Below are 23,424 nucleotides of genomic sequence, written 5' to 3'. Positions count from 1 at the left end.
CTTTCGCCAGGCCGACGACGGAGCGTGATGTGGCCAACTGCCCATGACCCCGCTCCGTGCCGGCATCCTCGCGGCCCTGGTCACCCTCGTGGCCGACCAGGCCTCAAAGCTCTGGCTGCTGAATGTGTTCGACCTTGCCCGTCGCGGCGCGGTCGAGGTGACCCCGTTCTTCGACCTGGTGCTGGCCTGGAACATCGGCATCAGCTTCGGCTGGCTCCAGAACGACGGCCAGGCTGCGCAACTGGCGCTGATGGCCGTGAAGGTCCTCGCCGTGGTTGCGCTGGCGATCTGGATGGCCCGCTCGCACACCCTGCTGGCAACCATCGCGCTCGGCCTGATCATCGGCGGCGCGATCGGCAATGGCATCGACCGCGTGGCCTATGGCGCGGTGGTCGATTTCGCCCTGTTCCACGTCGAGATCGGCGGAAATACCTATAATTGGTACGTGTTCAACCTCGCGGACGTGGCCATCGTTGCTGGCGTGGCGGCGCTATTGTATGATTCCTTCCTGGGGGTACCCGCCGCAAAAGCGCCCTGATCCCGGCCGATACGGACCGGCAGGCGGAACCTTGCTTTTGCGAGGGATTATGCCGCGCGAGAGCGGCAAACTGCCACAATTTGGAACAGGTACAGTGATGCGCAGCTCGAAGACCAGCAGTTCGATGGTTGGAGACCCCCGGCAGGGGTTCTGGCGGGCGTTGAAATGGTCCGCTGTCGCGCTCGGCATCGGTCTCGTCATGTCGGCCGGCGCCGCCCGCGCCGGTGACGACGGCGAGGACGATGACGACATGACCTTCGAAGAGAAGCTCATCGACAATCTGATGTCGGGCATCGGCGCCAAGAGCATGGAGAAGAAGGGTATCGAATACCGCGAGCGGTCGCCGCTGGTGGTACCGCCCAAGCTCGACCTGCCGCCGCCCGCCGGAACCGAAGCCAAGAACGCACCGAACTGGCCGAAGGACCCTGACGAGAGACGTCGCAAGGAGGCCATCGCGCAGCGGAAGAAGGCCGTCAAGGCGACGGAGAGCTGGCAGGCAGGGCGGGCGTTGTCACCCGCCGAGATGGAGGTGGGCAGGACAGCCGCACCCGAGCGCACGAGCAACGATCCTATTCAGCCGGGCACCAACGGCAACCCGTCGCTCAGCCCCGCCCAACTCGGCTTCACCGGCGGTCTGTGGGGCATGATGTCGAACAACAAAGGCGAGGCCAAGCAATTCACGACCGAGCCGCCGCGCCAGTCGCTGGTCGAGCCGCCGCCCGGCTACCAGACGCCGTCACCGAGCTACGCCTATGGCGCCGGAGAGGACAAGACACGGCGGACCTATTTCGACATTATGTCCGGCAAGGACAAGGAACAATAGCCCTCCTGTCCCTTCGCGATATCCGGCAGACGCGGTCCCGCGCCGGCGGCTCGTGCGCGCCGGACGCGGTCTTGATTGCTTATCAGTAACTTGCGCCCGAGTTGAGTTCTCTGCTTCGTGACGCGAAGCGTTTGCCGCACGGTGTACCATGCCGTGCCTCCGAGCCGGACATCCGGGCTCGGCCTTTCATAAGGATCATGATGTCCTCTTACCGATCGGCTGCCCGCCTCCTTGCCGCGCTGCTTTCGACGAGTGTCCTGACGGCCGGCGCATCCCTTGCGCAGACCACGGTGACATCGGCCCCGCCCGCCAGCTTCACGCTTGGAAACGGCATGCAGGTCGTGGTGATTCCCGACCACCGCACGCCCGTCGTCACGGAAATGATCTGGTACAAGGTCGGCTCGGCGGACGAGACGCCGGGCAAGTCCGGGCTCGCGCACTTCCTCGAGCACCTGATGTTCAAGGGCACATCGAAGCATCCGGTCGGCGAATTCTCCCAGACCGTACTCCGCGTCGGCGGTAACGAGAACGCCTCGACCTCGGTGGACTACACCAACTATTACCAGCGCGTGCCGAAAGAGCAGCTGCCGAAGATGATGGAGTTCGAGGCCGACCGCATGACCGGCCTGATCCTCAAGGACGAGAACGTGCTGCCCGAGCGTGACGTCGTGCTCGAAGAATACAACATGCGCGTCGCCAACAATCCGGACGCGCGGCTGAACGAGCAGATCATGGCCGCGCTCTATCTCAACCATCCCTACGGCCGGCCTGTGATCGGCTGGCACCAGGAGATCGAGAAGCTCGATCGCGAGGATGCGCTCGCCTTCTACCGCCGCTTCTATGCGCCGAACAACGCGATCCTGGTGATCGCCGGCGACGTCGAGCCCGCCGACATCCGCCCGCTGGTCGAGCGCAATTTCGGCTCCATCCCGGCCCAGCCCGCAATCCCGGCGCGCCGCGTCCGCCCGCAGGAGCCGGAGCCCGCGGCGCCGCGCACCGTGACCCTGGCCGATCCGCGCGTCGAGCAACCCGGCTTGCGGCGCTATTATCTGGTGCCCTCGGCGACCACGGCTGCGGCCGGCGAAAGCGCGGCCCTCGACGTGCTGGCGCAGCTGATGGGCAGCGGCAGCAATTCCTATCTCTACCGCGCGCTCGTGGTCGACAAGCCGCTCGCGGTCTCCGCCAGCGCCAGCTATTCGAGCATCTCGCTCGACCCGACCCAGTTCGCGATCTCGGCTTCGCCCAAATCCGGCGTCAGCTTCGCCGAGGTCGAGCAGGTGGTCGACGGCGTCATTGCCGACATCGCGCAGAATCCAATCCGCGCCGAGGATCTCGAGCGGGTCAAGACCCAGCTCATCGCCGAGGCGATCTACGCCCAGGACAACCAGGCGGTGCTGGCGCGCTGGTATGGCGGCGCGCTGACCACGGGCCTGTCGGTCGAGGACATCCGGAGCTGGCCAGATCGCATCCGCGCAGTCACCGCCGAGCAGGTCCGCACCGTCGCGCAGAAATGGCTCGAGAAGAAGCGCTCGGTGACGGGCTATCTGATCAAGGACACCGCGACCACAAAGCGCGAGGAGAAGCGTTCGTGACTTATCCCTTCCTTCGACGCGTTGCATTCTCTTTTGCCACCGGCGCAGCACTCGCGCTCGCTGCGGTCTCTCCGTCACGGGCGGCTGCAAAGATCCAGCATCTGACCTCACCGGGCGGCATCGAGGCCTGGTTCGTGCAGGATGCAACCGTGCCGCTGATCGCCATGGAATATTCCTTTGCCGGCGGCTCGGCCCAGGATCCCAAGGACAAGTCGGGCGTCGCCAATCTGGTCGGCGATCTCCTCGACGAAGGCTCCGGCGATCTCGATTCCAAGACCTTCCACGAGCGGCTCGACCGCCGCGCCATCGAGCTCTCCTTCAGCGCCACCCGCGACACGTTCCGCGGCAGCCTGCGCATGCTGCGCGACAACAAGGACGAGGCCTTCGACCTGCTGCGGAGCGCGCTGACCTCGCCGCATTTCGAAACCGCCGATGTCGAACGCATCCGCTCGCAGGTGATCTCGGGCCTGCGCCGCGAAACCACCAACCCGACTTCGCTCGCGAGCCGCAAATTCCTGGAGGTCGCCTTCGGCGATCATCCCTATAGCCGGCAGTCCAACGGCAATCTCGACAGCGTTCCGACCATCACGGTGGCCGACATGAAGGATTATGTCGGCCGCGTGCTCGCCAAGGACTCGCTGAAGATCGCGGTGGTTGGCGATGTCGATCCAGCCACGCTCGGCAAGCTGCTCGACCACACGTTTGGCAGCCTGCCCGCCAAGGCCAACCTCGTGCCGGTCCCCGACGTCGAGGCCGCCAAGCCGCCGCAACGCGCCTTCGTGACGCTCGACGTGCCCCAGACCGTGATCACCTTCGGCGGCCCCGGGGTGAAGCGCAGCGATCCGAACTTCATGGCTGCCTATGTCGTCAACCACATCCTCGGCGGCGGCGGGTTGTCCTCGCGGCTCTATCGCGAGGTGCGCGAGAAGCGTGGCCTGGCCTATTCGGTATTCGAATCGCTGCTCTGGATGGAGCATTCGGCGGTCTTCATCGGCAATACCGGGACCCGTGCCGACCGTGCCGGCGACACCATCGATGCCATCGACAAGGAAGTGCGCCGGATCGCAGAGGAAGGCCCGACGCAGAAGGAGCTCGACGAGGCCAAGTCCTATCTCAAGGGCTCGCAGATGCTGGCGCTCGACACCTCCTCGAAGCTCGCGCAGGCGCTGCTGCAATATCAGCAGGACAAGCTGCCGATCGACTATATCGAGAAGCGCAACGCCGTCATCGAAGCGGTCACCATGGACGACGCCAAGGCGGCCGCAAAGCGCCTCTGGGGCCAGGGCCTCCTGACCGTCGTCGTCGGCCGCGCTCCGCAGGCCGCGGCGCAACCAGCCGCCGCACCGGCGACGAAGTCGAACTGACGTCGTCCGTAGGCTTCCTGAAATGGCCGGGCTCGCCCGGCCATTTGCATTTCGGGCGCCATTGCCGAACTTGGGCGGCCGGGATATGTCCGGGCATCACGAATGGTGCCACCATGCTGCGGATATCCCGCGATCTCGTCATCGACGAGGACGACATCGAGATCAGCTTTGTCCGCGCCTCCGGCCCGGGCGGGCAGAATGTCAATAAGGTCGCGACCTCGGCGCAATTGCGCTTCGACACCCGCAAGCTGACTATTCCGGAAGATGCCGCGCTGCGCCTCGCCCGGCTCGCAGGACAGCGCATGACCAAGGACGGCGTCATCGTGATCCAGGCCCAACGCTTCCGCACCCAGGAGCGCAACCGCCAGGACGCCATCGACCGGCTTACGGAGATGCTCGGCGAAGCCATGATCCGGCCGAAGCCGCGGCGCGCGACGAAGCCGACCTTTGGCTCCAAGCAGCGCCGGCTCGAGGGCAAGAAGCGCCGCAGCGACATCAAATCGAAGCGCGGGCGCGGTTTCGACGACTAGCAGACACAGCAAAAGAACTCCGGCCGCAGGGCGACCGGAGTTCTGCCGTTTCACTCCATTGGCTAGTAGCGCTTGCCCGTGGCTGCACCGCCCGTCGCGGAATCGTCGGTGGTCCCTCTGTGCGCAGCACTGCCCGTCGTGCCAACCGTGCCCCTGGTACCCTTCGTCGGCTTCACGCCCGTCGTCTCGCCCGCCGCGCCCGGCTGGGCGCTCATCTCCTCGTCGCCGCTGCCCATTGTGCTGCCTTGCATGGGTTTGCTTTGCACGGTCCCGCTAGGCCTGGCGCCGGACGACGTACCTTGCGCGAGAACGGGTGTCGCAATGAGGGCCGAGACGGCGCATGCGATTGCAGAGGTCTTCAACAACTTCATCCATTTCTCCTGGACTTTCGCGATGATCGGTTCGGCGGCTTGATGCGCCGTCCGCCTGAGCCGAACCAGTCCATCGCGTTACGAGCTCGAACGGCGCGGCCGTGATGCAATCTGTCTCGTGTGGTGATCGTTTAGGGATTTGACGGCGGTTTCGCGGAATTGTCCTCCGCATGTGCGGCAGCGCGGAACGACGCTGCCCGCGCGCATCTCCACACGCAGCGAAACAGCCCGCTACTACCACGGCTTGTTTTGCTGCGCCTAGAATTTGCGCACGCTGAATTGACGTGGATGGGCGGACTTTTGACGATGCGCGCGATCGTGCTGGGGTTGTGCACCGCGATGGTGCTGGTGGTGCAGTTGGCCGAGGCGCAAATGCCCTTGCCGGCTGCAAAGCCGCCGGATGGCGCGACACTGTTCAAGCAGCAATGCGCGGTGTGCCACACCACGAACCTGTCAGAACCGGTGCGGCAGGGTCCGCCGCTGGTTAGGATCGTCGGGCGTCTCGCCGGAAAGGTCGAAGGCTTTCACTATTCAGAGCCCCTCGCAAAAGCAGCCTTTGCCTGGGACGAGACGAAGCTCGATGCCTGGCTGACCAATCCGCAAGCGGTGATTCCCGGCGTCGTCATGGTCTACCGGCAGGCGAAGCCGGAGACGCGCGCCGCCATCATCGCCTTTCTTAGGGAGCAGCACTGAATGGCGAAGCCGGTCCATTCCATGATCCGCGCACTCGACGAGGCGCGCTCTCTCGACTTCTACCAGCGGGCCTTTGGCCTGGAAATCACCGACCGTCTGAAGTTCGCAGACTTTGTCTTGATCTATCTGCGGCACCCGTCCTCACCCTTCGAGGTGGAGCTGACGGTCAATTTCGATCGCAAGGAACCGTATGCGCTCGGCGACGGCTACGGACATCTAGCCGTGGTGGTCGAGGATCTCGATGCCGAACATGCCCGCTTCGAGCGCGAGAAGCTCGCGCCGGGCCAGCTGCGTGACTTCAAGCACGACGGCAAAACGCTAGCGCGCTTCTTCTTCGTCAGTGATCCCGACGGCTACAAGATAGAGGTGATTCAGCGCGGCGGACGTTTCAACTAACCAAATCAAAAATCAAGATCAACGGAGGAATGCCATGAGAGAAGTCGATCGTCGAAGCAAGCACAGCCGCCGCGTCTTTCTCAAGGGCGCCGCGACCGCCGTGCCGGTCGCGGCAGTCGCGGCCAGCGTCGCCGTCAGCGTCGCCGTCAGCGTCGAGGGCGCATGGGCCGACGAGACAAGCGCGCTTTCGCCCGCGACGATGAAGACGCTGCTGAAGGTCGCGCGCGATATCTATCCGCACGACGTCCTCGGCGACAGCTATTACATCACCGCGATCAAGCCGTGGGACGGCAAGGCGGCGAAAGATCCGGCCGTCAAGTCGCTGATCAGCGACGGCATCACACGGCTCGATCAGAATGCGCGTGATCGCCACAAGGTGGCTTACGCCGAAGTGCCGTGGGAAGCCGACCGCGTGGTGCTGTTGAAGGAGATCGAGCAGAGCGAGTTCTTCCAGAAGGTGCGCGGCGACCTCATCGTCTCTCTTTACAACCAGAAAGAGGTCTGGCCGCGGTTCGGCTACGAGGGCTCCTCCGCCGAGCACGGCGGCTACATCAACCGCGGCTTCGCCGACATCGACTGGCTGCCGAAGGCTTAACGTCCACCCAACGGTTCAGGAGAACGCATATGGCAAAATTCGATCTGAACGACTCCGGCGTTGTGGTGATCGTCGGCTCCGGTGCCGGCGGCGGCACACTGGGCAACGAACTCGCACAGAAGGGCGTCAAGGTCGTCATTCTCGAAGCAGGTCCCCGCATCGAAAATCAGGACTTCGTCAATGACGAGTGGGAGAGTTTCTCCCAACTCGCGTGGACCGATGCCCGCACCACGTCGGGAACATGGCGCGTCGCAAAAGACTTCTCGGGTCTTCCCGCCTGGATCGTCAAGGCGGTCGGCGGCTCGACCACACACTGGGCCGGCGCATCGCTGCGGTTCGAGGAGCACGAGTTCAAGGTGAAGAGCACCTACGGCAACCTTCCCGGCGCCAACCTGCTGGACTGGCCGGTCACGCTTGCCGAGATGGAGCCGTGGTACGCCAAGGCCGAGAACAAGATGGGCGTGACCCGCACCAACGGCATTCCCGGACTTCCCGGCAACAATAACTTCAGGGTGATGGAGGCCGGCGCGAAGAAGCTCGGATACAAAACCGTGCATACCGGCAACATGGCGATCAACAGCCAACCGCGCGATGGCCGCGGCGCCTGCCAGCAGATCGGCTTCTGCTTCCAGGGCTGCAAATCAGGCGCGAAATGGTCGACGCTCTATACCGAGATCCCCAAGGGCGAGGCGACCGGCAATCTCGAGGTCCGCCCCGCGAGCATGGCGGTCAAGATCGAGCATGACGCGGGGGGCAGGGTCACCGGCGTGGTGTACGCCGACGAGACTGGCGCGATGCAGCGCCAGAAGGCCCGTATCGTTGCGGTGGCCGGCAATTCGATCGAAAGCCCGCGGCTGCTGTTGAACAGCGCATCCACGATGTTTCCGGACGGCCTCGGCAACTCATCGGGCCAGGTCGGCCGCAACTACATGCGCCACATGACCGGCAGCGTCTACGCCGTGTTCGAGAAATCGGTGCACATGTATCGCGGCACCACCATGGCCGGCATCATCCGCGATGAGGCCGCAAATAATCCGAAGCGCGGCTTCGTCGGCGGCTACGAGATGGAGACACTATCGATCGGCCTGCCCTTCATGGCGGCGTTCCTCAATCCCGGCGCCTGGGGACGTCCATTCACCGCGGCGCTCGACGGCTATCCGCGGATGGCCGGGATGTGGCTGGTCGGCGAGGACATGGCGCAGGAGACCAACCGCATCACGCTCGATCCTGTCGTGAAGGACAAGTTCGGCCAGCCGGTCGCAAGCGTGCACTTCGACGATCATCCCAACGATCTCGCGATGCGCGCGCACGCCTACAAGCAGGGCGCTGCGGTCTACGACGCCGTCGGCGCCACCGTGAGCTATCCGACACCGCCCTATCCGAGCACGCACAATCTCGGCACCAACCGGATGAGCGAGAAGCCGCGAGACGGCGTGGTCAACAAGTTCGGCCAGAGCCACGACGTCAAGAACCTGTTCGTCTCCGACGGCAGCCAGTTCACCAGCGGCGCAGCCTGCAATCCGACGCTGACCATCGTCTCGCTCGCGATCCGGCAGGCGGATTACATTGCGGGTGCGATGCAGAAGAAGGAGATTTGATCCAATCTCGTTCGTCGTCCTGGCGAAAGCCAGGACCCATTGCCGCAGGAAGGAGTTCGGCGAAGGCTCGTTGTTCGGGACCCATACCGCCCATCGCTGATGGATTCCGCGGTATGGCCCCTGGCCTTCGCCAGGACGAGATCGGGGCTATTCCGCCGCATCGAGGATGGGCGCGACCGTCGTCTTGAACGTCTGCACCGGCGCTGTCGCCTTGGCGCGGTAGATCAGGCAGGAGCAGCGCAGCAACGAAGCGAAGTTGTTGACCTCGCCGTGATGGTCGAGCACCTCGGTGTAGAGCGTCGTCAGGAACTTGCCGACGCTCATGTTCTCCTTGGCCGCGATCTCCTCCAGTGTATCCCAAAATGCCATTTCCAGACGGATCGAGGTGCAATGCCCTCCGATCCGCAACGAGCGGGTCTGGGATTCGTAGTCGCGTTGGGGCTGGTGCGCGAAGAGATGGCACATGGCGTCCTCCCGTCCTGTTGCCGTTTTTTCACGATGCTACACCGCAGCCCGGTACCCCACAATCGGGACCAGCACCGGAGATTGATCCATCCCAGTTGCGCGATATTCTCGAACGTCCAATCTCTTCAATGCGATAGACAGCCCTTTTCCCCAGCCCGCCATGTTCCTGTTGCCCAACACATGCTTTTGACGCAACACGGCCTAGAATATCGCTGTCAGCGAATCCAGGTCGAAGCCCAAGTTTCATGCCCGTCCGCCAATTGCCCGAACAGGTCGTCAACCGCATCGCCGCCGGCGAGGTGGTCGAACGTCCCGCGAGCGTGGTCAAGGAGCTGGTCGAGAACGCCATCGATGCCGGCGCCAGTCGGATCGACGTCTTTACCGATGGTGGCGGGCGCCGGCGGATTGGCATTACCGACGACGGCGGCGGCATGACCGCCAGGGACCTGTCGCTGGCGGTCGAGCGTCACGCCACCTCCAAGCTCGACGACGAGGACCTGCTGCAGATCCGCACGCTCGGATTCCGCGGCGAGGCGCTGCCCTCGATCGGCTCTGTGGCGCGGCTCGCCATCACTACGCGGCATGCCAGTGAGCCGCACGCCTGGGCGCTCAATGTCGAGGGCGGCGAGAAAACCGAGATCATGCCGGCCGCGCTCGCGCACGGCACGCGGGTCGAGGTCAACGACCTCTTCTACGCGACGCCGGCGCGGCTGAAGTTCTTGAAGACCGACCGGACCGAGGCGGAAGCGATCCGTGAGGTGGTGCGGCGGCTGGCGATGGCGCGGCCCGAAATCGCCTTCACGCTTGCGGGCGAAGAGCGCGCCCCGGTGACCTGGGCTGCGGCACTGCCCGGCGTCGCCGGTCGCCTGACGCGTCTCGGCGACATCCTGGGGGCAGAGTTCCGCAGCCATGCCATCGAGGTCCATGCCGAGCGCGAGGGCGTAATGGTCGCCGGCTATGCCGCAGCGCCCGCGCTGACCAAGGCCAACGCGCTCGGGCAATATCTCTTCGTCAATGGCCGTCCGGTGCGCGACAAACTGATCTTAGGCGCGGTGCGCGGGGCCTATGCCGACTATCTGCCGCGCGACCGTCATCCGGTGCTGGCGCTGTTCGTCACGCTCGATCCCCGCGAGGTCGACGCCAATGTGCATCCGGCCAAGACCGAGGTGCGGTTTCGCAACGCCGGCCTGGTCCGCGCGCTGATCGTGCACGGATTGAAAGAAGGGCTTGCACGGGAGGGCCGGCGTACGGCTGCCAACAGCGGCGAGAGCGCGCTGTCGTCGTTCCGCCCCGCATTCACGCCGCGCCCGGCAAGCTGGGACTGGCGGGCGTCGCCATCCGCCCCGGTCGCGCCGATGCCGTCATTCGAAGGCTCCACCGCACCCGCGTTCGCCGAGCGCGCGCAAGCGGCGTTCGATGTCGGCGCACCCAGCGCGGACGTGCGGATCGAATCCCAGCCGGTCAGTGACCTGGTCGACCGCCCGCTCGGCGCTGCGCGCACGCAGATCCACGAGACCTATATCGTCTCTCAAACTCGCGACGGCCTGATCATCGTCGACCAGCACGCCGCGCATGAACGCATCGTCTACGAGCGGCTGAAAGCCTCGCTAGCGGCCAATGGCGTGCAGCGGCAGATCCTGCTGATCCCCGAGATCGTCGAGATGGACGAGGCTACGGTGGAGCGCCTGCTCGAGCGCAGCGAGGAATTGGCGTCGTTTGGCCTCGCGATCGAATCCTTCGGCCCCGGCGCGGTTGCGGTGCGCGAGACGCCGTCGCTGCTCGGCAAGGCCAACGCGGGCGGGCTGTTGCGCGATCTTTCCGAGCACATGGCCGAGTGGGACGAGGCGCTGCCGCTGGAGCGCCGCCTGATGCACGTCGCCGCCACCATGGCCTGTCACGGTTCGGTGCGCGCCGGCCGAAGGCTGCGGCCGGAGGAGATGAACGCCCTGCTCCGCGAAATGGAGGACACCCCGAACTCCGGCCAGTGCAATCACGGCCGGCCGACCTATGTCGAGCTGAAGCTGAGCGACGTGGAGAAGCTGTTCGGGCGGAGGTAATTCGTAGGGTGGGTTAGCGAAGCGTAACCCACCAACTTCGTCCCACGTGCGCGGCAAGGTGGTGGGTTACGCCTTCGGCTAACCCACCCTACGAACCGATTGTGAAGTTACGGGCGCTTCAAAAACACGAACTCCGTGTCGTCATACGCGCGCCGCTCCAATTCCTCGTAACCCTCAGGCGCCGCAAACTGTGCGGCCTTTGCCTCTTCCACGACGAGCAGCGCGCCCGGCGTCAGCCAGCCGCCGTCGCGCAGGCTCGCAAGCGCCTTCTCCGCAAACCCCTTGCCATAGGGCGGATCGAGGAACACCAGCGAGAACGGCTCGACCGGATGTGCGGGGCCGAGATCGGTCGCATCACGACGATAGACTTTTGTCACGCCACCCAGGCCCAGCGTCTCGACATTGTTCCGCAGCAGGGCGCGCGCTTCCGCGCCGTTGTCGACGAACAGCACGAATTTCGCGCCGCGTGACGACGCTTCGATGCCCAGCGCGCCGGTGCCGGCGAAGAGATCGAGCACACGCGCATCCGGAATCGGATCGTCATAGGCGTGCACGAGGATGTTGAACACGGACTCGCGCAGGCGGTCCGCCGTGGGGCGGATGTCGCGCGAGGACGGTGAGGCCAGATTGCGCCCCTTCAATCGACCGCCGACGACGCGCAACGTCAGTCCTCCTTCGGCGCCAGATCGCGCTTGCCGTGATAGCCGCGCTTGGGACGGCGCGGCGGACCATAGCCGCTCGCCTCAGCCTCGTTGCGCTCGCGCGCTTCCTCGCTGCCGGTGCGCTGCACCAGAACGCGGCGGCCCTTGCGGTCGTTGATCACGCCGCGCTTGCTCGCAGGCTTCTTCTCGCGGGGCGCGTCGTCTCCCTCATGCGAGGCCGATTTCTGCGGCACGTCGAATTGCGCGCCCGATTTCTCGATGATCTTTTCGCCGAGTTGGTCGCGCAGCACACGGGACTTGATCTCCTCGACCTGGCCTTCCGGGACCTCGCCGAGCTGGAACGGGCCGTAGGAGACCCGGATCAACCGGTTCACCTCGAGCCCGAGATGGGCGCAAACGTTGCGCACCTCGCGGTTCTTGCCCTCGCGGATCGCAAAAACCAGCCAGACATTGGCGCCCTGGTCACGCTCCAGCGTGGCGTCGATCGGACCATATTTGACGCCCTCGATCTCGATGCCGTTCTTCAGCTGGTCGAGCTGCGCCTGCGTGACGTCGCCATGGGCGCGGACGCGGTAGCGGCGCAGCCAGCCGGTGTCCGGCAACTCGAGCGTGCGCGCGAGCCCGCCATCATTGGTGAGCAGCAGCAGGCCCTCGGTGTTGAAGTCGAGCCGGCCGACACTGATCAGCCGCGGCAGACCTTCGGGCAAATTGTCGAACACGGTCGGACGTCCCTCGGGATCGTCATGCGTCGTCATCAGGCCGCGCGGCTTATGATAGAGGAACAGCCGCGTGCGCTCGCGCTCCGGCAACGGCTTGCCGTCGACGGTGACGACATCGTTCGAGGTGATGTCGAGCGCAGGCGAATTGATGACACGGCCGTTGACGCTGACGCGGCCCTGCGTGACCATCTCCTCGGCATCGCGGCGCGAGGCGAGGCCCGCACGCGACAACACCTTGGCGATACGCTCGCCGGCCTTCTTCGGCTTCGGTGCTTCGTCCCGGCGCGGGCGGCCTTCGAAATCCCGATCACGGTTGCGATAGGCGCCGCGGCCGCCGAAGGCGGGACGCTTTTCGAAGATCCTGCTGTCATCCTCGTTTTCGCGGCGTGGACGATCGCCGGAACGCGCTTCGCTGCGGGGATGCTCGTGCCAGTCGGAGCGGCCTTCGGAGCGCTCGCGCGGACGATCGAATTTCGGGCGATCGCCGCCGCGATCGAACCTGGGACGATCATCGCGTGGCCGATCAAACTTGGGCCGATCGAATTTGGGCCGCTCGCGGAACGGACGATCACCCGATGTGCGATCGTCGCGCGAACGCGAAAAGCGCGGACGGTCTTCGCCGCCGCCTTGCCGATCGTCGCGCTTCTGCCAGGGCTTGTCCTGACCGCGGTCGCCGCCGCCAAAATCCTTGCGCGGACCCTTGTTGAAGTCCTTGCGCGGCGGCCGATCGCCGCGCGGGGCCGCATCGCGCTTCTGCCAGGGTTTCGAATCGCTGCGATTGCGGTCCGGTGCGCCGCGCGAAAACTTCCGCTCGCCGTCGAACTTGCGTTCCGGACGGTCGCCACGCGGCGCGTAAGGTCGCTTGTCGCCAAACTTCGCGTCACCGGTTCGGCCGGCCGGACGGGAATCGTCGCGATCCCTGCGCGGCGGACGGTCATCACGCCCATAGGACGGGCGATCACCGCGCGGCTTGAACGGCCGCTTCTCGCCATCGCGCGAGGGGCGATCAGAAAATGGGCGGTCGCCACGAGGCTTGAACGGGCGCTTCTCGCCGTCGCGCGACGGACGATCGGAAAACGGACGGTCTTCACGCGGCTTGAAGGGACGATCACCGCGCGGCTTGAAGCTGCGCTCGCCACGATCCTCGCCGCGCGGCCGATCTTCACGCGGCCGGTCTTGGCGATTGAACTTCGGACGGTCGCTGAAGTCGCGGCGCGGGGCATCGCCGTCCTCGCGGCGGCGGAAGGGACGGCTGTCGCGGTCTCCGCGGGGCGGGCGGGCGTCGCCTTTGTCCCCGGGAGGACCGCGCTTGGCGAACTTCTTGTCGGGCCCGCGTGGCTTGCCGGACCGGCCCTTGGCGGGGCCGCCCTTGGCCGGGCCGCGATCACGCCGGCCGCGGGAATCGTTGTCTTTGTCGCTGTCGCGAGGCATGAATAATCTCACTCAGGGGGTGGCCAGAAAGCATTGTGCGCGCTCGTCTCGAGCCGCATGCTCAGGCAAATTCGGTCAAGCACTTCTGCTGAAGGCGCAGCTACTAGCAGGTTTCTCGCGATGATACGAGGCTTGAAAGCCCCCTCTTTCATGGATTTGGCGCTCAAAACGGCCGAAAACGCCGGAAAGGCGGGCGAAGTTCCGATCGGGTGCGTCGTGGTCCGCAATTACGAGGTCATCGCCACCGCGGCGAACCGGACGCTGACCGACTACGACCCCACGGCTCATGCCGAGATCGTTGCGCTGCGCGACGCCGCCAAGAAAATCGGCAGCGAGCGCCTGGTCGACTGCGACCTCTACGTGACGCTGGAGCCCTGCACCATGTGTGCGGGCGCGATCTCGTTTGCAAGGGTGAGGCGCCTGTATTACGGCGCCGCCGACCCCAAGGGCGGCGCGGTTGAATCAGGCGTGCGGTTCTTCACCTCGCCGACCTGCCATCACGTCCCGGATGTCTATTCCGGGGTGGGCGAAAGCGAGTCGGCGCGGCTGCTCAAGGACTTCTTTCGGGAGCGGCGCTAAGGCGCGGCAAAGAACTCGCGCAGCGCCTTCGCGGTGACGTCGGGGTTCTCCTCGGTGAGGAAGTGCCCCGAATCCACCGGCATGCCCGCGACGTTGGTCGCCCACTGCTTCCAGATGTCGAGCGGGGTGGCGGCGGCTTGCGCCACGCCGGCGTTGCCCCACAGCGCCAGCATGGGAATCGTGATCTTCTTGCCGGCCTCGAAATCGGCCTTGTCGAGATCGTAGTCGAAATAGGCGCCGGCGCGATAATCCTCGCACATCGCGTGCACGCGGGCGGGATCGCGGAACGGGGCGATGTAGTGTTCGAGCGCGCGCTGGTCGATGGCGTCGAGCGTCTTCGACCTGGTCTGGCTCGCCATCTTGAAGCGCAGGAAGAACTCGCCATTGCTCGCAATCAGCGTCTCCGGCAACGGGGCTGGCTGCGCCAAAAAAGTCCAGTGATAGATCTTCAGCGCGTAGGCGCGGTTCACCCGCTCCCAGTAATTATAGGTCGGCAGGATATCGAGCACCGCGAGCTTCGACAGCCGGCCGGGATGATCGAGCGCCAGGCGATAGGCGACGCGGCCGCCGCGGTCGTGGCCGGCGAGCGCGAAGTGCACGTGGCCGAGGCGCTCCATCGCCTCGACCATGGCCTTGGCCATCGCGCGCTTGCTGTAGGGGATGTGCAGCGCGTCGCTCTCGGGCATGTCGGACCAGCCATAGCCGGGCAGATCGGCGATGATCAGCGTGAAGGCGTCGGCCAGCTGCGGCGCGACGCGGTGCCACATCACGTTGGTCTCGGAGAAGCCGTGCAGCAGCAACAGCGGCGGTCCCTTGCCGCCGACGCGGGCGAAGATGCGGCCGAAGGAGGTGTTGATCCATTCGGAGGCGAAGCCTGGATAGAGGTCGGCGAGATCGGACATCTTGTGCATCCTTATCTGTCAGCGTGGAATCTGCTCGGTCTTGAGAATGCCCCAAAACAAAAAAGTCGAAAAACAACCCCATGCACAGTAGCTAAGTCCAACTGGCGCCTACACAATTTCGGAGTGCCGACGGGCGGGGCGGAAATTGCGCGCGCGTGCGAAAAAAGCCTGTCAGCTCAGGGCCTTAGTTCTGGGACTTCTCGGCGTCCACCGCCTGCCAGCCGATGTCGCGGCGGCAAAAACCTTCCGGCCAGTTGATGCGGTCAACGGCCTGGTAGGCGCGGGCCTGCGCCTCCGTCACGGTCTTGCCGAGCGCGCAGACATTGAGCACGCGGCCGCCATTGGCGAGGATGGCGCCGTCCTTCTCGACCGTGCCGGCGTGGAAGATCTCGGCGGTCTCGACCTCTGAGGCGTCATCGAGCCCCTCGATCCGCGTGCCTTTCTGATAGTCGCCGGGATATCCCTTCGCGGCCATCACCACCGTGAGCGCGGCCTCCGGATGCCAGCGGAGGTCGAAATTCTTCAGCTGGCCGTCGCAGGCGGCGAGGAAGGCCGGCACGATGTCCGACATCATCCTGAGCATCAGCACCTGGCACTCGGGATCGCCGAAGCGCACGTTGAACTCGAACAGTTTTGGCCCTTGCGTCGTCAGCATGATCCCGGCGTAGAGGATGCCGCGAAACGGCGTGCCGCGCTGCTTCATGCCTGATACCGTAGGCCTGATGATCTTGGCCATGATCGCGTCATGGATCGCCGGCGTCACCAGCGGCGTCGGCGAATAGGCGCCCATGCCGCCGGTGTTCGGGCCGACGTCATGGTCGAACACGCGCTTGTGGTCCTGCGCGGAGGCCAGCGGAATGGCGGTCTCGCCGTCGCACAGCGCGAAGAAGCTGATCTCGCGGCCCGGCAGAAACTCCTCGATCACGACCTCGGCGCCGGCCTCGCCAAAGCCGCCCTCGAACATCATGGCGATGGCGTCCTCCGCCTCGCGCACCGACTTGGCGACGACGACGCCCTTGCCGGCGGCAAGGCCGTCGGCCTTGACCACGATCGGCGCGCCCTGGCTCTGGACGTAGGCACGCGCATCGGCGGCGTTGGTGAATCGCTTGTAGGCGCCGGTCGGAATGCCGAATTCGGTGCACAGCGCCTTGGTGAAGCCCTTGGAGCTTTCGAGCTGGGCGGGGATTCTGTCCGGCCCGAACGCCTTGATGCCTGCGGCGGTGAGGTCATCGACGATACCGGCCGCCAGCGGCGTCTCCGGGCCGACCACCACGAGCTCGACCGCATTGGTCTTGCAGAAGGCGATCACGGCGCCATGGTCGGCGACATCGAGCGCCACGCATTCCGCCTCGCGCGCGATCCCGGCATTGCCCGGCGCGCACCAGAATTTGGTCACCAGGGGAGACGCCGCGATCTTCCACGCCAGCGCATGTTCGCGGCCGCCGGAACCAAGCAGGAGAATGTGCATCGAGGGCTCGAAATGAGGGTTTTGGTGAACGCGGAGGTCGCATGAATCGGGGTGGGTGTGAAGGGGGTCTGGTGTCGAACTCACCGCCATTCCGGGTGGCTTGCTCCGCTGCCCTTTCTCCCCTTGCGGTAGAGTCATAGCAGAAAAAAACGAAACAATATCAATGTGAGGGCCACTCTCTCCAGCGGATGTTCAAAATAGAGATTCCGCTGGCACTTCGTTTGGCATTGATATCGCAGCAACAACTAAGACGATCAGAGTCGCTACAGAACGCGGACTGCGCTACCCTTCTCGAATGACGGGCATCACTGATTATTTTTTCGTCGGATTTGCCGGATTCCTTTACGTGATTGGCGAGTACAAACTTGCCTTTTGGTTCAGCGCATTTGGGATCGTAAATAACGCTGGAGCCGCCGTGAGGGCCGTTGTGGACCCAGATTGGTACATGCGCAAACGATTGGAAGCCAATTTACCAGTCGATTTCTTCAACTCTGGAATACGGAGTCTTCTGGCAATCAAGGTCATAGTAATTGGCGTGCTCTGTTGGGCGGCGTGGCGTGCAGGCACTCACGCCGGATATTTTTGACAGTCCGAGTATGCCAACCTTGCTAGCGATTATCTTCGGGATTGCTGCTTACGCCGGGTGCAAGGGATGGCCCCTTTACACCGTGATTTTCGTGGGCGGCGCTATGGTAATTTGGAACTTGATGTATTTCGGAGTGCGGGCAATGCAGGCCGCATCAGGCGGCCCGCTAGCCTACCTCTTTCGAATATCAATCATAAACATTCTCCAAGCGGCAGCAGCCTACGCTGTAGGCTTTGGGCTGTATCGCCTGATTGGATAACCCCCGTCATCTCAACAGACGATTTTTTCCGCAAGGAAGGGGCGAATTTGGTGACGCCGCCGACCGGTGATGACCCGTACGAGGAGGAGGCGTAACGGCTGCGGGCGATCAAGCAGCGAAGCAGGCCGTGAACGTCCACTCCGGTCCAAGACCCGACTGTTGGGCGGAGCTTTGCTGTATATTATCACGGCACAAGGGGGTTCGATTTGATGGCTTTCCTAACGCCCGAGCAGATCAAGGAAATCGAGGAAAAGCGTGGGACGCTCCTTCTCAAGTACAACAAGATGCTGCTCAAGCTCCCGTTCACACGTTTTCAGCAAGAGAAGGCGGCGGAATACTTCCTGCACGGCTTCGTGCGTCGCTTGGGCACGCTGGTGCGATGCGTAGACAACGTTTTTGCACTCATCCCGATGGATACAGAGCACGTACCGGAGAAGAACGTGCTGCATGATGCCCAGATCAACATCCAGTCATTCTTCGCGAACGTCTATGGCTGCGTCGACAATCTCGCGTGGATCTGGGTGTATGAGAAAGGCCTTGATCGCAAGATGCGGCGCAACAGCGTCGGATTGCGGGCAAAGCATACGGAAGTGCGGTCCACGTTAAGTGTCGGCTTTCAGGACTATTTGGTGAAGCTCGATCCGTGGCTGGACTACATCATCGAATATCGTGATGCGCTGGCCCACCGCATTCCGTTGTACGTGCCGCCCGGCGGAGTTCCAACCAAGCATGTCGACGTCTACAACACCCTCGAGCGCGGCATGCAAGAGGCTCTGTATGTTCGCGGCGACCCCTACGAATATGAACGATTGTCGGCCGAGCAAAATAAGCTGCTCGTGTTTCAACCGCTAATCTCGCATTCTATGACGGAAACTACTGCTCGTTACGCCTTTCACGTGCAGATGGTCGTCGACTTTCTGACGGTCGATGAGATGGGCAACAAGATGCTGGATGAATTGGGTCCTGCGCGCCCTTAGACGCCGCATTGGAATTACGACAGTACACTAAATCCCCAAAGTCTAAGCATTAGTTGCTCCCGTTTAGTGCACTGTCACCGTAATTCCGCAGTTGATAACTTAGTCAGCCCATTCAGGCCTACCCTCCAGAGCGAACCGGACCTCTGGCACAGGATCATCCGGATAGACAGCAAGCCAATTGTCGATAGCGTCTCCAGACGTACCGGCTTTCTTCAGCTGATCTGCCAGGCGAACACATTCGCGCCGCACTAAGCTTAGAGATCGCGAAGGAAGATCACGCGGATCCCAATTCTCATAGTTGGTTTCGATAGAGAGCAACTCCAATGCTTCGACAAGGCGCGCCTCTTCGCCCGGAGCTATCAAACCCGCGACCAGCAGACGCCGCGCGCACCCAAGCACCATCAGCAGCCCTGGTTCGCGGCGGTTGACGCATAGGGAAACGACATCCGACGCGAGCACGTGCGGAAAGGATGCGGGCGCGCTGCTGCGCAGTTTAACCAGATGATTGATCGCTACGACCGCGCCGTTGATCGCAATATCGGTACGGCCCGCCAGCGCGCGCCGGATCGAAGAAATGCCTAGAGGCTCCCGTTCCGGAAATATGCGTATGAACTGGGCCGCCGTCTGGACCAGCGATTCAACCGGGCCCTTGCGCAGAGCATCGGACCATTTTTGGATCCCATCCGCCTCAATATCGTCCGCGCTCAGAAGTGGCAGAACCGCGTTCGCCAAACACGGGCCGATGCTGTTCTCTATTTCCTGCTGTTTGCTCAGAAGAAACGGATCCGGGAATTCGCGTGCTTTGGGTTTCCATTCCAGACACTTCTCCAGAACCGCTTTTGCATCTGCGAGCGTCAAAGGCGCCGGGACAAGATTACCTTCAAGGTCGCGTGCGCTGGCAGCTAGAGAATTCAGCCGGAATTCGTCCAGCTTTCCCGCAACTAGATCGTGTACAATACTGTGATCAAAGGCCTTCCGGCTGAGGCCGGTCTCGGGTTCTGGAAGCCGCAGGAAAACCTGACCATAAAGATTGGCATGAGACGGAAGTCCCTCGTCTCCATCCCGTTGGGACCACAGCGCCGCTCCAAAGCTGGCTTTTTCAGCATCAGTGAGAACGCCGGCGTCGTGCATCGCAACCAGACGCCAGATAGCGCGTGTTCGGTTCAAATCTGAATAGGACCGACATGTCTCTATCAACGATGCAACGGCGTTGACCCATGCATAGCTTGAGTCGCGTGAAGAATAATCATTTCTATCGAAAGAAAAGGCCAGCTCGGGCCAGTGGTGCTCGATGCCTTCCCGCGAGGTGTCCTTGGGAAGTCTCAGCTGGATTGCTGACAGTGTCAGCGCGCTTCGCATCGACGGCGGCACCGCTTCCAGCGAACGGGTCAAGAGGTTAGTGAGGGGCTCGAACAGCCACCAGTGTTCCCATTCCTTGTCGTTCGACAGGCTCATTGCCCATCCAAACATCTTGGCCGCTTCATTCGGCGACAGACGAACGACCAGCCGCGACAAAAGCTCTGTATACTTCACCGTCCGGCTGATCCAGTTATGCACGGCGAACTGCGTACGTCCGTAATCGACCGCCTGCTTCAGCCGGTCGATAATGGCTTTCACCACCTCGCTTGGCATCTGCGCTACTTTTACCCGGCTGAAGTACCGGTCGATAAACCCATCTGAGCCATTGGGCAGCCTGAGCACGGCTGCCCAAATTGTAACATCGGATGTTATGCGGGCGACTTCCAGGCTTCTGACAAAGCGTGTCCCCAGAACATCGAAGTGATCGATCGATGATGATAGTCCGACGTGATCCGCAAGGGCAAAGATTTCATAGAAGGATGGTGCGCTTCCTGCAACGAAGCGGATGGTCTTCGACTGGTCCCGGTATGTACCCGCATCAAAACGAAGCTGTATTGTTTCAGCTTCCTTGAGCCGGCGATCGAACTCTTCGCCTATCTCATGATCGAAATAGGTCGTTTCATCCCATGGGTCGCAGTTTGCCGCTTTGTATTTGACCGGCCAGCGCTCATACTCATCGTCGCGCACCTTCTTGAATTCCGGATTGTCGCGCATCGTGAAATGCACACGCTTCATGAGCCATGCCGCCCAGGCTTCGCGCGACAAGAGCCAGATGGACCGGCGATCCTGAGCTCGGCGTTCCTTTATGTTCTTCCAGGCGTCAAAGATTGTCTGCGCAGCTTTGCCGTCCTGGCAAAGTTCGCACAGCAGCGCGGCCCTCCGAATACCCCACGCCGGATCGTTGCCCGCAACCGCGCCGACCGCCGCAGCAAGGCCGGCAAAATCTAGCTCATCACGGCAGCGGAGCGCGCGCTCGTAGGCGAGTCCTTCTTCCATCCGGGATGATTTTTCCATGGCTGCGGCAAGTTCTTCAAACGCTGTCCAATCGCGGCGGCGCCGTGCTGCGCGCAGCAGTGCAATCTGAAGTGCGTCCCGCTGCGCAGCCGTAAGGCCAGTATTCTGTTGCAGCGCCTCCTCTGCAAGCTCGACGGCGTCAGGCGGAATAGGCCTGAGCGCCGTTTCATGGCGCCAGATCAGCTCGTAAACGACCATTGCGCGCGTATCGGCATTGGCCTTGCGCAGGCTTCCCCATAATTCCGGGAAGAATGAGTGGGTATCATATTCGAGCCTTTTCCGCTCGTAAGGCGGCGCAACCAGCCAGCCGGGATACCGCTCCCGGTCTTCCCGCCACCGCTGGCCGACGGCGAGACAGAATGCATCAGGATCAGGAAGCGGCGGCTCCTTGTCCGCTCCCTTATGTCCCTCATGGCGCGTCCATACATGGCTCGGCTGCGGCTTGGCCTCCCACAGGCTATCGATGAAGATCGTCATCGCGCGGGAATGCTTTTCATCCCTCTCGCAGTGTTCGACCAACGGGGCCAGATCGATCGGCGAGATATTGTAGTGTTCGAGTACCTGACGCCGTGAAGGCGATAGATTCAAAACCCCGACCAGCCGGATTTTTCGGGCCGAAGCACCCAGTTGATCCCGGACCCATCCCGACCATTGCAGAAAATTCGGATCGTCGCCGGAGAAGCCGATTAGGCATAATTCGTTTTCGAGCAGAACCTGCTGTGCCAGATTGACGAAGGGAGCAAAGCGCTGTGGGTAGGTCCGGAAATCCTCTGCTGTGAAGATAAACGGTTCATGAGATGGCAGGCTGCCGTGGAGTTTAACAATCCGTGGAGCCCGCGTCCGGGCAATGTCGGAAAGCACCCGCACGACCTCATAAGTGCGATCAGGTTCGTCGATCGGCGTGCGCTCAAGAAGCGTATCCCAGTTCGTCGTGAGGACATCAGCCCAGGGCAACCCCATCAGTCGGGAATGCATATCGCCGGGCGTCCACTGATGGTCAGATACGAGATCGCGGATGAGCGTATCCAGCGCATGCCGGCCCAGTGCGGTGCTGTATTGCTCAGCCAGCTTGAGCGGATCATTCGGCAGGCTTTCGCCATGAAGACGCTTACGCATCTCCACCTCGAAGTCGCTCCAGAGAGGGGGCATGCGGCCATCCTGCGATGCGAGCCGTGCAAACCTGCTGAAGCCGGCGCCGACCATGATGGCTGCGCCTCTCACCTCCTTTGCGCCCCAGAGCGCCTGCTGCACTTGGCGCAGCGTCGGATAATCAGGTAGATCTGTTAAGTTCATAGTCGGTCCGCGTTCGTTTCTCACCATCTAGAAAGGCAAGGTGTCTGTCCCACTCCGGAACATAGACGAATGGTTCGATGGTGCGAAAGAGCCGTCATTCTGAAAGCATTGTGAGAATGCAGGACATCTCATAGCAAGCGGCGCTTTCGGCTATCTTCAATGCGGCAGAAACTCTTGTTTGGTGTCTGTGATAATCCAGGGACCGTTCTGGGCTTCAAGTGTAACCTCAGCTTGGCCCAATGATCTCCTGCAACATCGCCACATGCCGCGCGAAGGCGACGCGGCCCGCTGCGGTCGCGGTGACCGTGGTCTGCGGCTTCTTGCCGACGAACGCCTTCTCCACCGAAACGTAACCCGCCTTGGCCAGTGTCTCGATATGCGCGCCGAGATTGCCGTCGGTCGCGCCGGTGAGCTTTTTCAGCCGGGAAAACTCCAATCCTGCGGTGGCCGGCAGCGCGTTCAGCGCCGCCATGATCTTCAGCCGCAGCGGCTGGTGGATGATGTCGTCGAGCTCGGCCATCAGATCCGCCGCATCCAGAGGCCGCCGAGGATCAGGCCTCCGCCGTTGACGAAGGCCATCCAGAGCGGAAACGCCTGGCCGATGTAGAAGTAGCCGATCAGCGTCAGCGCGGAGATGCCGAGACCGATCGCGATGAAGGCATAGCCGAACCAGAGACCCGCCAGCGAATAGAACAGCATGAAGTAGAGCGGCCAGAACGTGCCGAGCTGGCGCGCACCGAAATGACCGAGCAAATTGGTGCAGAGATAACCGAAGGCGAAGAACAGCGCGAACACCAGAAGCAGTCTGACATTGAAGCCGACGCCATGGGAGTGATGCGGCGGATTGAAGATGCGCAGCGCCACCAGACCGCCGGCGCCCAACGCGTCCGCAGCAACCCAGGCGTAGACCGCATAGACCGGCCAAAGCCAGGTCACGAGGTTGGCCGCAAACACCAGGACGCCCCACCAGACGGCGGCGTGGCTCGCCAGCTCATAGAGCTGCGATTGCTTCACGCGCTGGACGATGTCGTCGATATCGGCCAGCGCCGCGGAGGCTTCCTTGCTGTCGATCATGTCGTCCCTTTCTGTCCCTGGCTATCTCGTATGACGCTCAGTGACAGCTGAGCAAGCGCCTCGTCCTTCGAGACGTCAG

22 protein-coding genes are annotated in these 23,424 nt (G+C 63.0%); 13 read left to right on the top strand and 9 right to left on the bottom strand.

Going from position 1 to position 23,424, the window contains the following annotated elements:
- Nucleotides 1–43: 43 nt before the first annotated feature.
- From lspA to arfB, 5 genes are all read left to right on the top strand, one after another.
- Complete coding sequence (gene lspA, locus GWG67_RS27145) at nt 44–538, top strand: signal peptidase II (RefSeq protein ID WP_275172426.1); 495 nt, start codon at nt 44–46, stop codon at nt 536–538.
- Nucleotides 539–635: 97 nt separating this feature from the next.
- The gene (locus GWG67_RS27140) at nt 636–1,361 is read left to right on the top strand and encodes a hypothetical protein (RefSeq protein WP_275172523.1); all 726 of its coding nucleotides are present in this window, start codon (nt 636–638) and stop codon (nt 1,359–1,361) included.
- A 197-nt stretch (nt 1,362–1,558) separates the two neighbouring features.
- Nucleotides 1,559–2,953 carry a pitrilysin family protein gene (locus tag GWG67_RS27135; protein WP_275172425.1) on the top strand — a complete coding sequence of 465 codons (1,395 nt, stop codon included), beginning with the start codon at nt 1,559–1,561 and terminating at the stop codon, nt 2,951–2,953.
- Complete coding sequence (locus GWG67_RS27130; RefSeq protein ID WP_275172424.1) at nt 2,950–4,317, top strand: pitrilysin family protein; 1,368 nt, start codon at nt 2,950–2,952, stop codon at nt 4,315–4,317. The genes GWG67_RS27135 and GWG67_RS27130 overlap by 4 nt, the downstream gene beginning before the upstream one ends.
- 113 nt (nt 4,318–4,430) lie before the next feature.
- Nucleotides 4,431–4,847, top strand: coding sequence for an alternative ribosome rescue aminoacyl-tRNA hydrolase ArfB (gene arfB, locus GWG67_RS27125; RefSeq protein WP_275172423.1), 417 nt, complete (start codon nt 4,431–4,433; stop codon nt 4,845–4,847).
- A gap of 62 nt (nt 4,848–4,909) precedes the next feature.
- Here arfB and GWG67_RS27120 read toward each other — a convergent pair whose 3' ends face one another.
- Nucleotides 4,910–5,218: a hypothetical protein gene (locus GWG67_RS27120; RefSeq protein WP_275172422.1), complete on the bottom strand. Its 309-nt coding sequence runs from the start codon at nt 5,216–5,218 to the stop codon at nt 4,910–4,912.
- 306 nt (nt 5,219–5,524) lie between these two features.
- Here GWG67_RS27120 and GWG67_RS27115 point away from each other — a divergent pair, with 306 nt between their 5' ends.
- From GWG67_RS27115 to GWG67_RS27100, 4 genes are read left to right on the top strand one after another with little or no spacing between them, the layout of a single operon-like run.
- Nucleotides 5,525–5,911, top strand: a complete 387-nt coding sequence (locus GWG67_RS27115) for a cytochrome c family protein (protein ID WP_275172522.1) — start codon at nt 5,525–5,527, stop codon at nt 5,909–5,911.
- Nucleotides 5,912–6,307, top strand: coding sequence for a VOC family protein (locus tag GWG67_RS27110; RefSeq protein WP_275172421.1), 396 nt, complete (start codon nt 5,912–5,914; stop codon nt 6,305–6,307). It abuts the gene before it with no gap.
- Nucleotides 6,308–6,341: 34 nt separating this feature from the next.
- Nucleotides 6,342–6,902 carry a gluconate 2-dehydrogenase subunit 3 family protein gene (locus GWG67_RS27105; RefSeq protein WP_275172420.1) on the top strand — a complete coding sequence of 187 codons (561 nt, stop codon included), beginning with the start codon at nt 6,342–6,344 and terminating at the stop codon, nt 6,900–6,902.
- A 29-nt stretch (nt 6,903–6,931) separates the two neighbouring features.
- The gene (locus GWG67_RS27100; protein WP_275172419.1) at nt 6,932–8,500 is read left to right on the top strand and encodes a GMC family oxidoreductase; all 1,569 of its coding nucleotides are present in this window, start codon (nt 6,932–6,934) and stop codon (nt 8,498–8,500) included.
- A gap of 147 nt (nt 8,501–8,647) precedes the next feature.
- Here the strand turns inward: GWG67_RS27100 and GWG67_RS27095 are convergent, their stop codons facing one another.
- Complete coding sequence (locus GWG67_RS27095; protein ID WP_275172418.1) at nt 8,648–8,965, bottom strand: ribbon-helix-helix domain-containing protein; 318 nt, start codon at nt 8,963–8,965, stop codon at nt 8,648–8,650.
- A 245-nt stretch (nt 8,966–9,210) separates the two neighbouring features.
- Between GWG67_RS27095 and mutL the strand changes: the two genes are divergently transcribed.
- A complete protein-coding gene (mutL, locus tag GWG67_RS27090) occupies nt 9,211–11,022 on the top strand; it encodes a DNA mismatch repair endonuclease MutL (RefSeq protein ID WP_275172417.1) in 1,812 nt (603 codons plus the stop codon).
- 107 nt (nt 11,023–11,129) lie between these two features.
- Here the strand turns inward: mutL and rsmD are convergent, their stop codons facing one another.
- Nucleotides 11,130–11,684 (bottom strand): 16S rRNA (guanine(966)-N(2))-methyltransferase RsmD, encoded by a 555-nt coding sequence (rsmD, locus tag GWG67_RS27085; RefSeq protein ID WP_275172416.1) that lies wholly within the window; start codon nt 11,682–11,684, stop codon nt 11,130–11,132.
- A 2-nt stretch (nt 11,685–11,686) separates the two neighbouring features.
- Complete coding sequence (locus GWG67_RS27080) at nt 11,687–13,834, bottom strand: pseudouridine synthase (RefSeq protein WP_275172415.1); 2,148 nt, start codon at nt 13,832–13,834, stop codon at nt 11,687–11,689.
- Between the two features lie 120 nt (nt 13,835–13,954).
- Between GWG67_RS27080 and GWG67_RS27075 the strand changes: the two genes are divergently transcribed.
- Nucleotides 13,955–14,413 carry a nucleoside deaminase gene (locus tag GWG67_RS27075; protein WP_275172521.1) on the top strand — a complete coding sequence of 153 codons (459 nt, stop codon included), beginning with the start codon at nt 13,955–13,957 and terminating at the stop codon, nt 14,411–14,413.
- Here the strand turns inward: GWG67_RS27075 and GWG67_RS27070 are convergent.
- Together GWG67_RS27070 and purD are read right to left on the bottom strand one after the other, a co-directional pair.
- Nucleotides 14,410–15,315 carry an alpha/beta fold hydrolase gene (locus GWG67_RS27070; protein ID WP_275172414.1) on the bottom strand — a complete coding sequence of 302 codons (906 nt, stop codon included), beginning with the start codon at nt 15,313–15,315 and terminating at the stop codon, nt 14,410–14,412. The two genes, GWG67_RS27075 and GWG67_RS27070, sit on opposite strands and share 4 nt — an antisense overlap.
- A 184-nt stretch (nt 15,316–15,499) precedes the next feature.
- Entirely contained in the window at nt 15,500–16,783 is a 1,284-nt protein-coding gene (gene purD / locus GWG67_RS27065; RefSeq protein ID WP_275172413.1) for a phosphoribosylamine--glycine ligase, read from the bottom strand.
- Between the two features lie 295 nt (nt 16,784–17,078).
- On the opposite strand from purD, the gene GWG67_RS27060 reads away from it, so the two are divergent.
- Together GWG67_RS27060 and GWG67_RS27055 are read left to right on the top strand one after the other, a co-directional pair.
- Nucleotides 17,079–17,369: a hypothetical protein gene (locus GWG67_RS27060; protein WP_275172412.1), complete on the top strand. Its 291-nt coding sequence runs from the start codon at nt 17,079–17,081 to the stop codon at nt 17,367–17,369.
- A gap of 468 nt (nt 17,370–17,837) precedes the next feature.
- Entirely contained in the window at nt 17,838–18,605 is a 768-nt protein-coding gene (locus tag GWG67_RS27055) for a hypothetical protein (RefSeq protein ID WP_275172411.1), read from the top strand.
- A gap of 99 nt (nt 18,606–18,704) precedes the next feature.
- On the opposite strand, the gene GWG67_RS27050 is transcribed toward GWG67_RS27055, so the two are convergent.
- The 3 genes from GWG67_RS27050 to GWG67_RS27040 all read right to left on the bottom strand — a co-directional run bounded on the left by GWG67_RS27050 (nt 18,705) and on the right by GWG67_RS27040 (nt 23,345).
- A complete protein-coding gene (locus tag GWG67_RS27050) occupies nt 18,705–22,271 on the bottom strand; it encodes an SIR2 family protein (RefSeq protein WP_275172410.1) in 3,567 nt (1,188 codons plus the stop codon).
- Between the two features lie 226 nt (nt 22,272–22,497).
- Nucleotides 22,498–22,791, bottom strand: a complete 294-nt coding sequence (locus GWG67_RS27045; protein ID WP_275172409.1) for a transcriptional regulator — start codon at nt 22,789–22,791, stop codon at nt 22,498–22,500.
- Nucleotides 22,791–23,345 (bottom strand): hypothetical protein, encoded by a 555-nt coding sequence (locus tag GWG67_RS27040; protein WP_275172408.1) that lies wholly within the window; start codon nt 23,343–23,345, stop codon nt 22,791–22,793. Before GWG67_RS27040 ends, GWG67_RS27045 begins: the two co-directional genes overlap by 1 nt.
- Nucleotides 23,346–23,424: the final 79 nt, after the last annotated feature.

Source organism: Bradyrhizobium sp. CSS354, from assembly GCF_029051725.1.
In the GTDB taxonomy this organism is placed as follows: domain Bacteria; phylum Pseudomonadota; class Alphaproteobacteria; order Rhizobiales; family Xanthobacteraceae; genus Bradyrhizobium.
This window is presented reverse-complemented; position numbering and strand designations above follow the sequence as displayed.

What these genes read in the sequence shown, in the direction of transcription:
- GWG67_RS27115 (WP_275172522.1), top strand. Translation starts at nt 5,525, where the DNA reads ATGCGCGCGATCGTGCTGGGGTTGTGCACCGCGATGGTGCTGGTGGTG.
- GWG67_RS27075 (WP_275172521.1), top strand. Translation starts at nt 13,955, where the DNA reads ATGATACGAGGCTTGAAAGCCCCCTCTTTCATGGATTTGGCGCTCAAA.
- GWG67_RS27140 (WP_275172523.1), top strand. Translation starts at nt 636, where the DNA reads ATGCGCAGCTCGAAGACCAGCAGTTCGATGGTTGGAGACCCCCGGCAG.
- GWG67_RS27050 (WP_275172410.1), bottom strand. Translation starts at nt 22,271, where the DNA reads ATGAACTTAACAGATCTACCTGATTATCCGACGCTGCGCCAAGTGCAG.
- GWG67_RS27095 (WP_275172418.1), bottom strand. Translation starts at nt 8,965, where the DNA reads ATGTGCCATCTCTTCGCGCACCAGCCCCAACGCGACTACGAATCCCAG.
- GWG67_RS27100 (WP_275172419.1), top strand. Translation starts at nt 6,932, where the DNA reads ATGGCAAAATTCGATCTGAACGACTCCGGCGTTGTGGTGATCGTCGGC.
- GWG67_RS27135 (WP_275172425.1), top strand. Translation starts at nt 1,559, where the DNA reads ATGATGTCCTCTTACCGATCGGCTGCCCGCCTCCTTGCCGCGCTGCTT.
- GWG67_RS27055 (WP_275172411.1), top strand. Translation starts at nt 17,838, where the DNA reads ATGGCTTTCCTAACGCCCGAGCAGATCAAGGAAATCGAGGAAAAGCGT.
- GWG67_RS27120 (WP_275172422.1), bottom strand. Translation starts at nt 5,218, where the DNA reads ATGAAGTTGTTGAAGACCTCTGCAATCGCATGCGCCGTCTCGGCCCTC.
- GWG67_RS27060 (WP_275172412.1), top strand. Translation starts at nt 17,079, where the DNA reads ATGACGGGCATCACTGATTATTTTTTCGTCGGATTTGCCGGATTCCTT.
- purD (WP_275172413.1), bottom strand. Translation starts at nt 16,783, where the DNA reads ATGCACATTCTCCTGCTTGGTTCCGGCGGCCGCGAACATGCGCTGGCG.
- arfB (WP_275172423.1), top strand. Translation starts at nt 4,431, where the DNA reads ATGCTGCGGATATCCCGCGATCTCGTCATCGACGAGGACGACATCGAG.
- GWG67_RS27105 (WP_275172420.1), top strand. Translation starts at nt 6,342, where the DNA reads ATGAGAGAAGTCGATCGTCGAAGCAAGCACAGCCGCCGCGTCTTTCTC.
- lspA (WP_275172426.1), top strand. Translation starts at nt 44, where the DNA reads ATGACCCCGCTCCGTGCCGGCATCCTCGCGGCCCTGGTCACCCTCGTG.
- GWG67_RS27110 (WP_275172421.1), top strand. Translation starts at nt 5,912, where the DNA reads ATGGCGAAGCCGGTCCATTCCATGATCCGCGCACTCGACGAGGCGCGC.
- GWG67_RS27045 (WP_275172409.1), bottom strand. Translation starts at nt 22,791, where the DNA reads ATGGCCGAGCTCGACGACATCATCCACCAGCCGCTGCGGCTGAAGATC.
- mutL (WP_275172417.1), top strand. Translation starts at nt 9,211, where the DNA reads ATGCCCGTCCGCCAATTGCCCGAACAGGTCGTCAACCGCATCGCCGCC.
- GWG67_RS27070 (WP_275172414.1), bottom strand. Translation starts at nt 15,315, where the DNA reads ATGTCCGATCTCGCCGACCTCTATCCAGGCTTCGCCTCCGAATGGATC.
- GWG67_RS27040 (WP_275172408.1), bottom strand. Translation starts at nt 23,345, where the DNA reads ATGATCGACAGCAAGGAAGCCTCCGCGGCGCTGGCCGATATCGACGAC.
- GWG67_RS27080 (WP_275172415.1), bottom strand. Translation starts at nt 13,834, where the DNA reads ATGCCTCGCGACAGCGACAAAGACAACGATTCCCGCGGCCGGCGTGAT.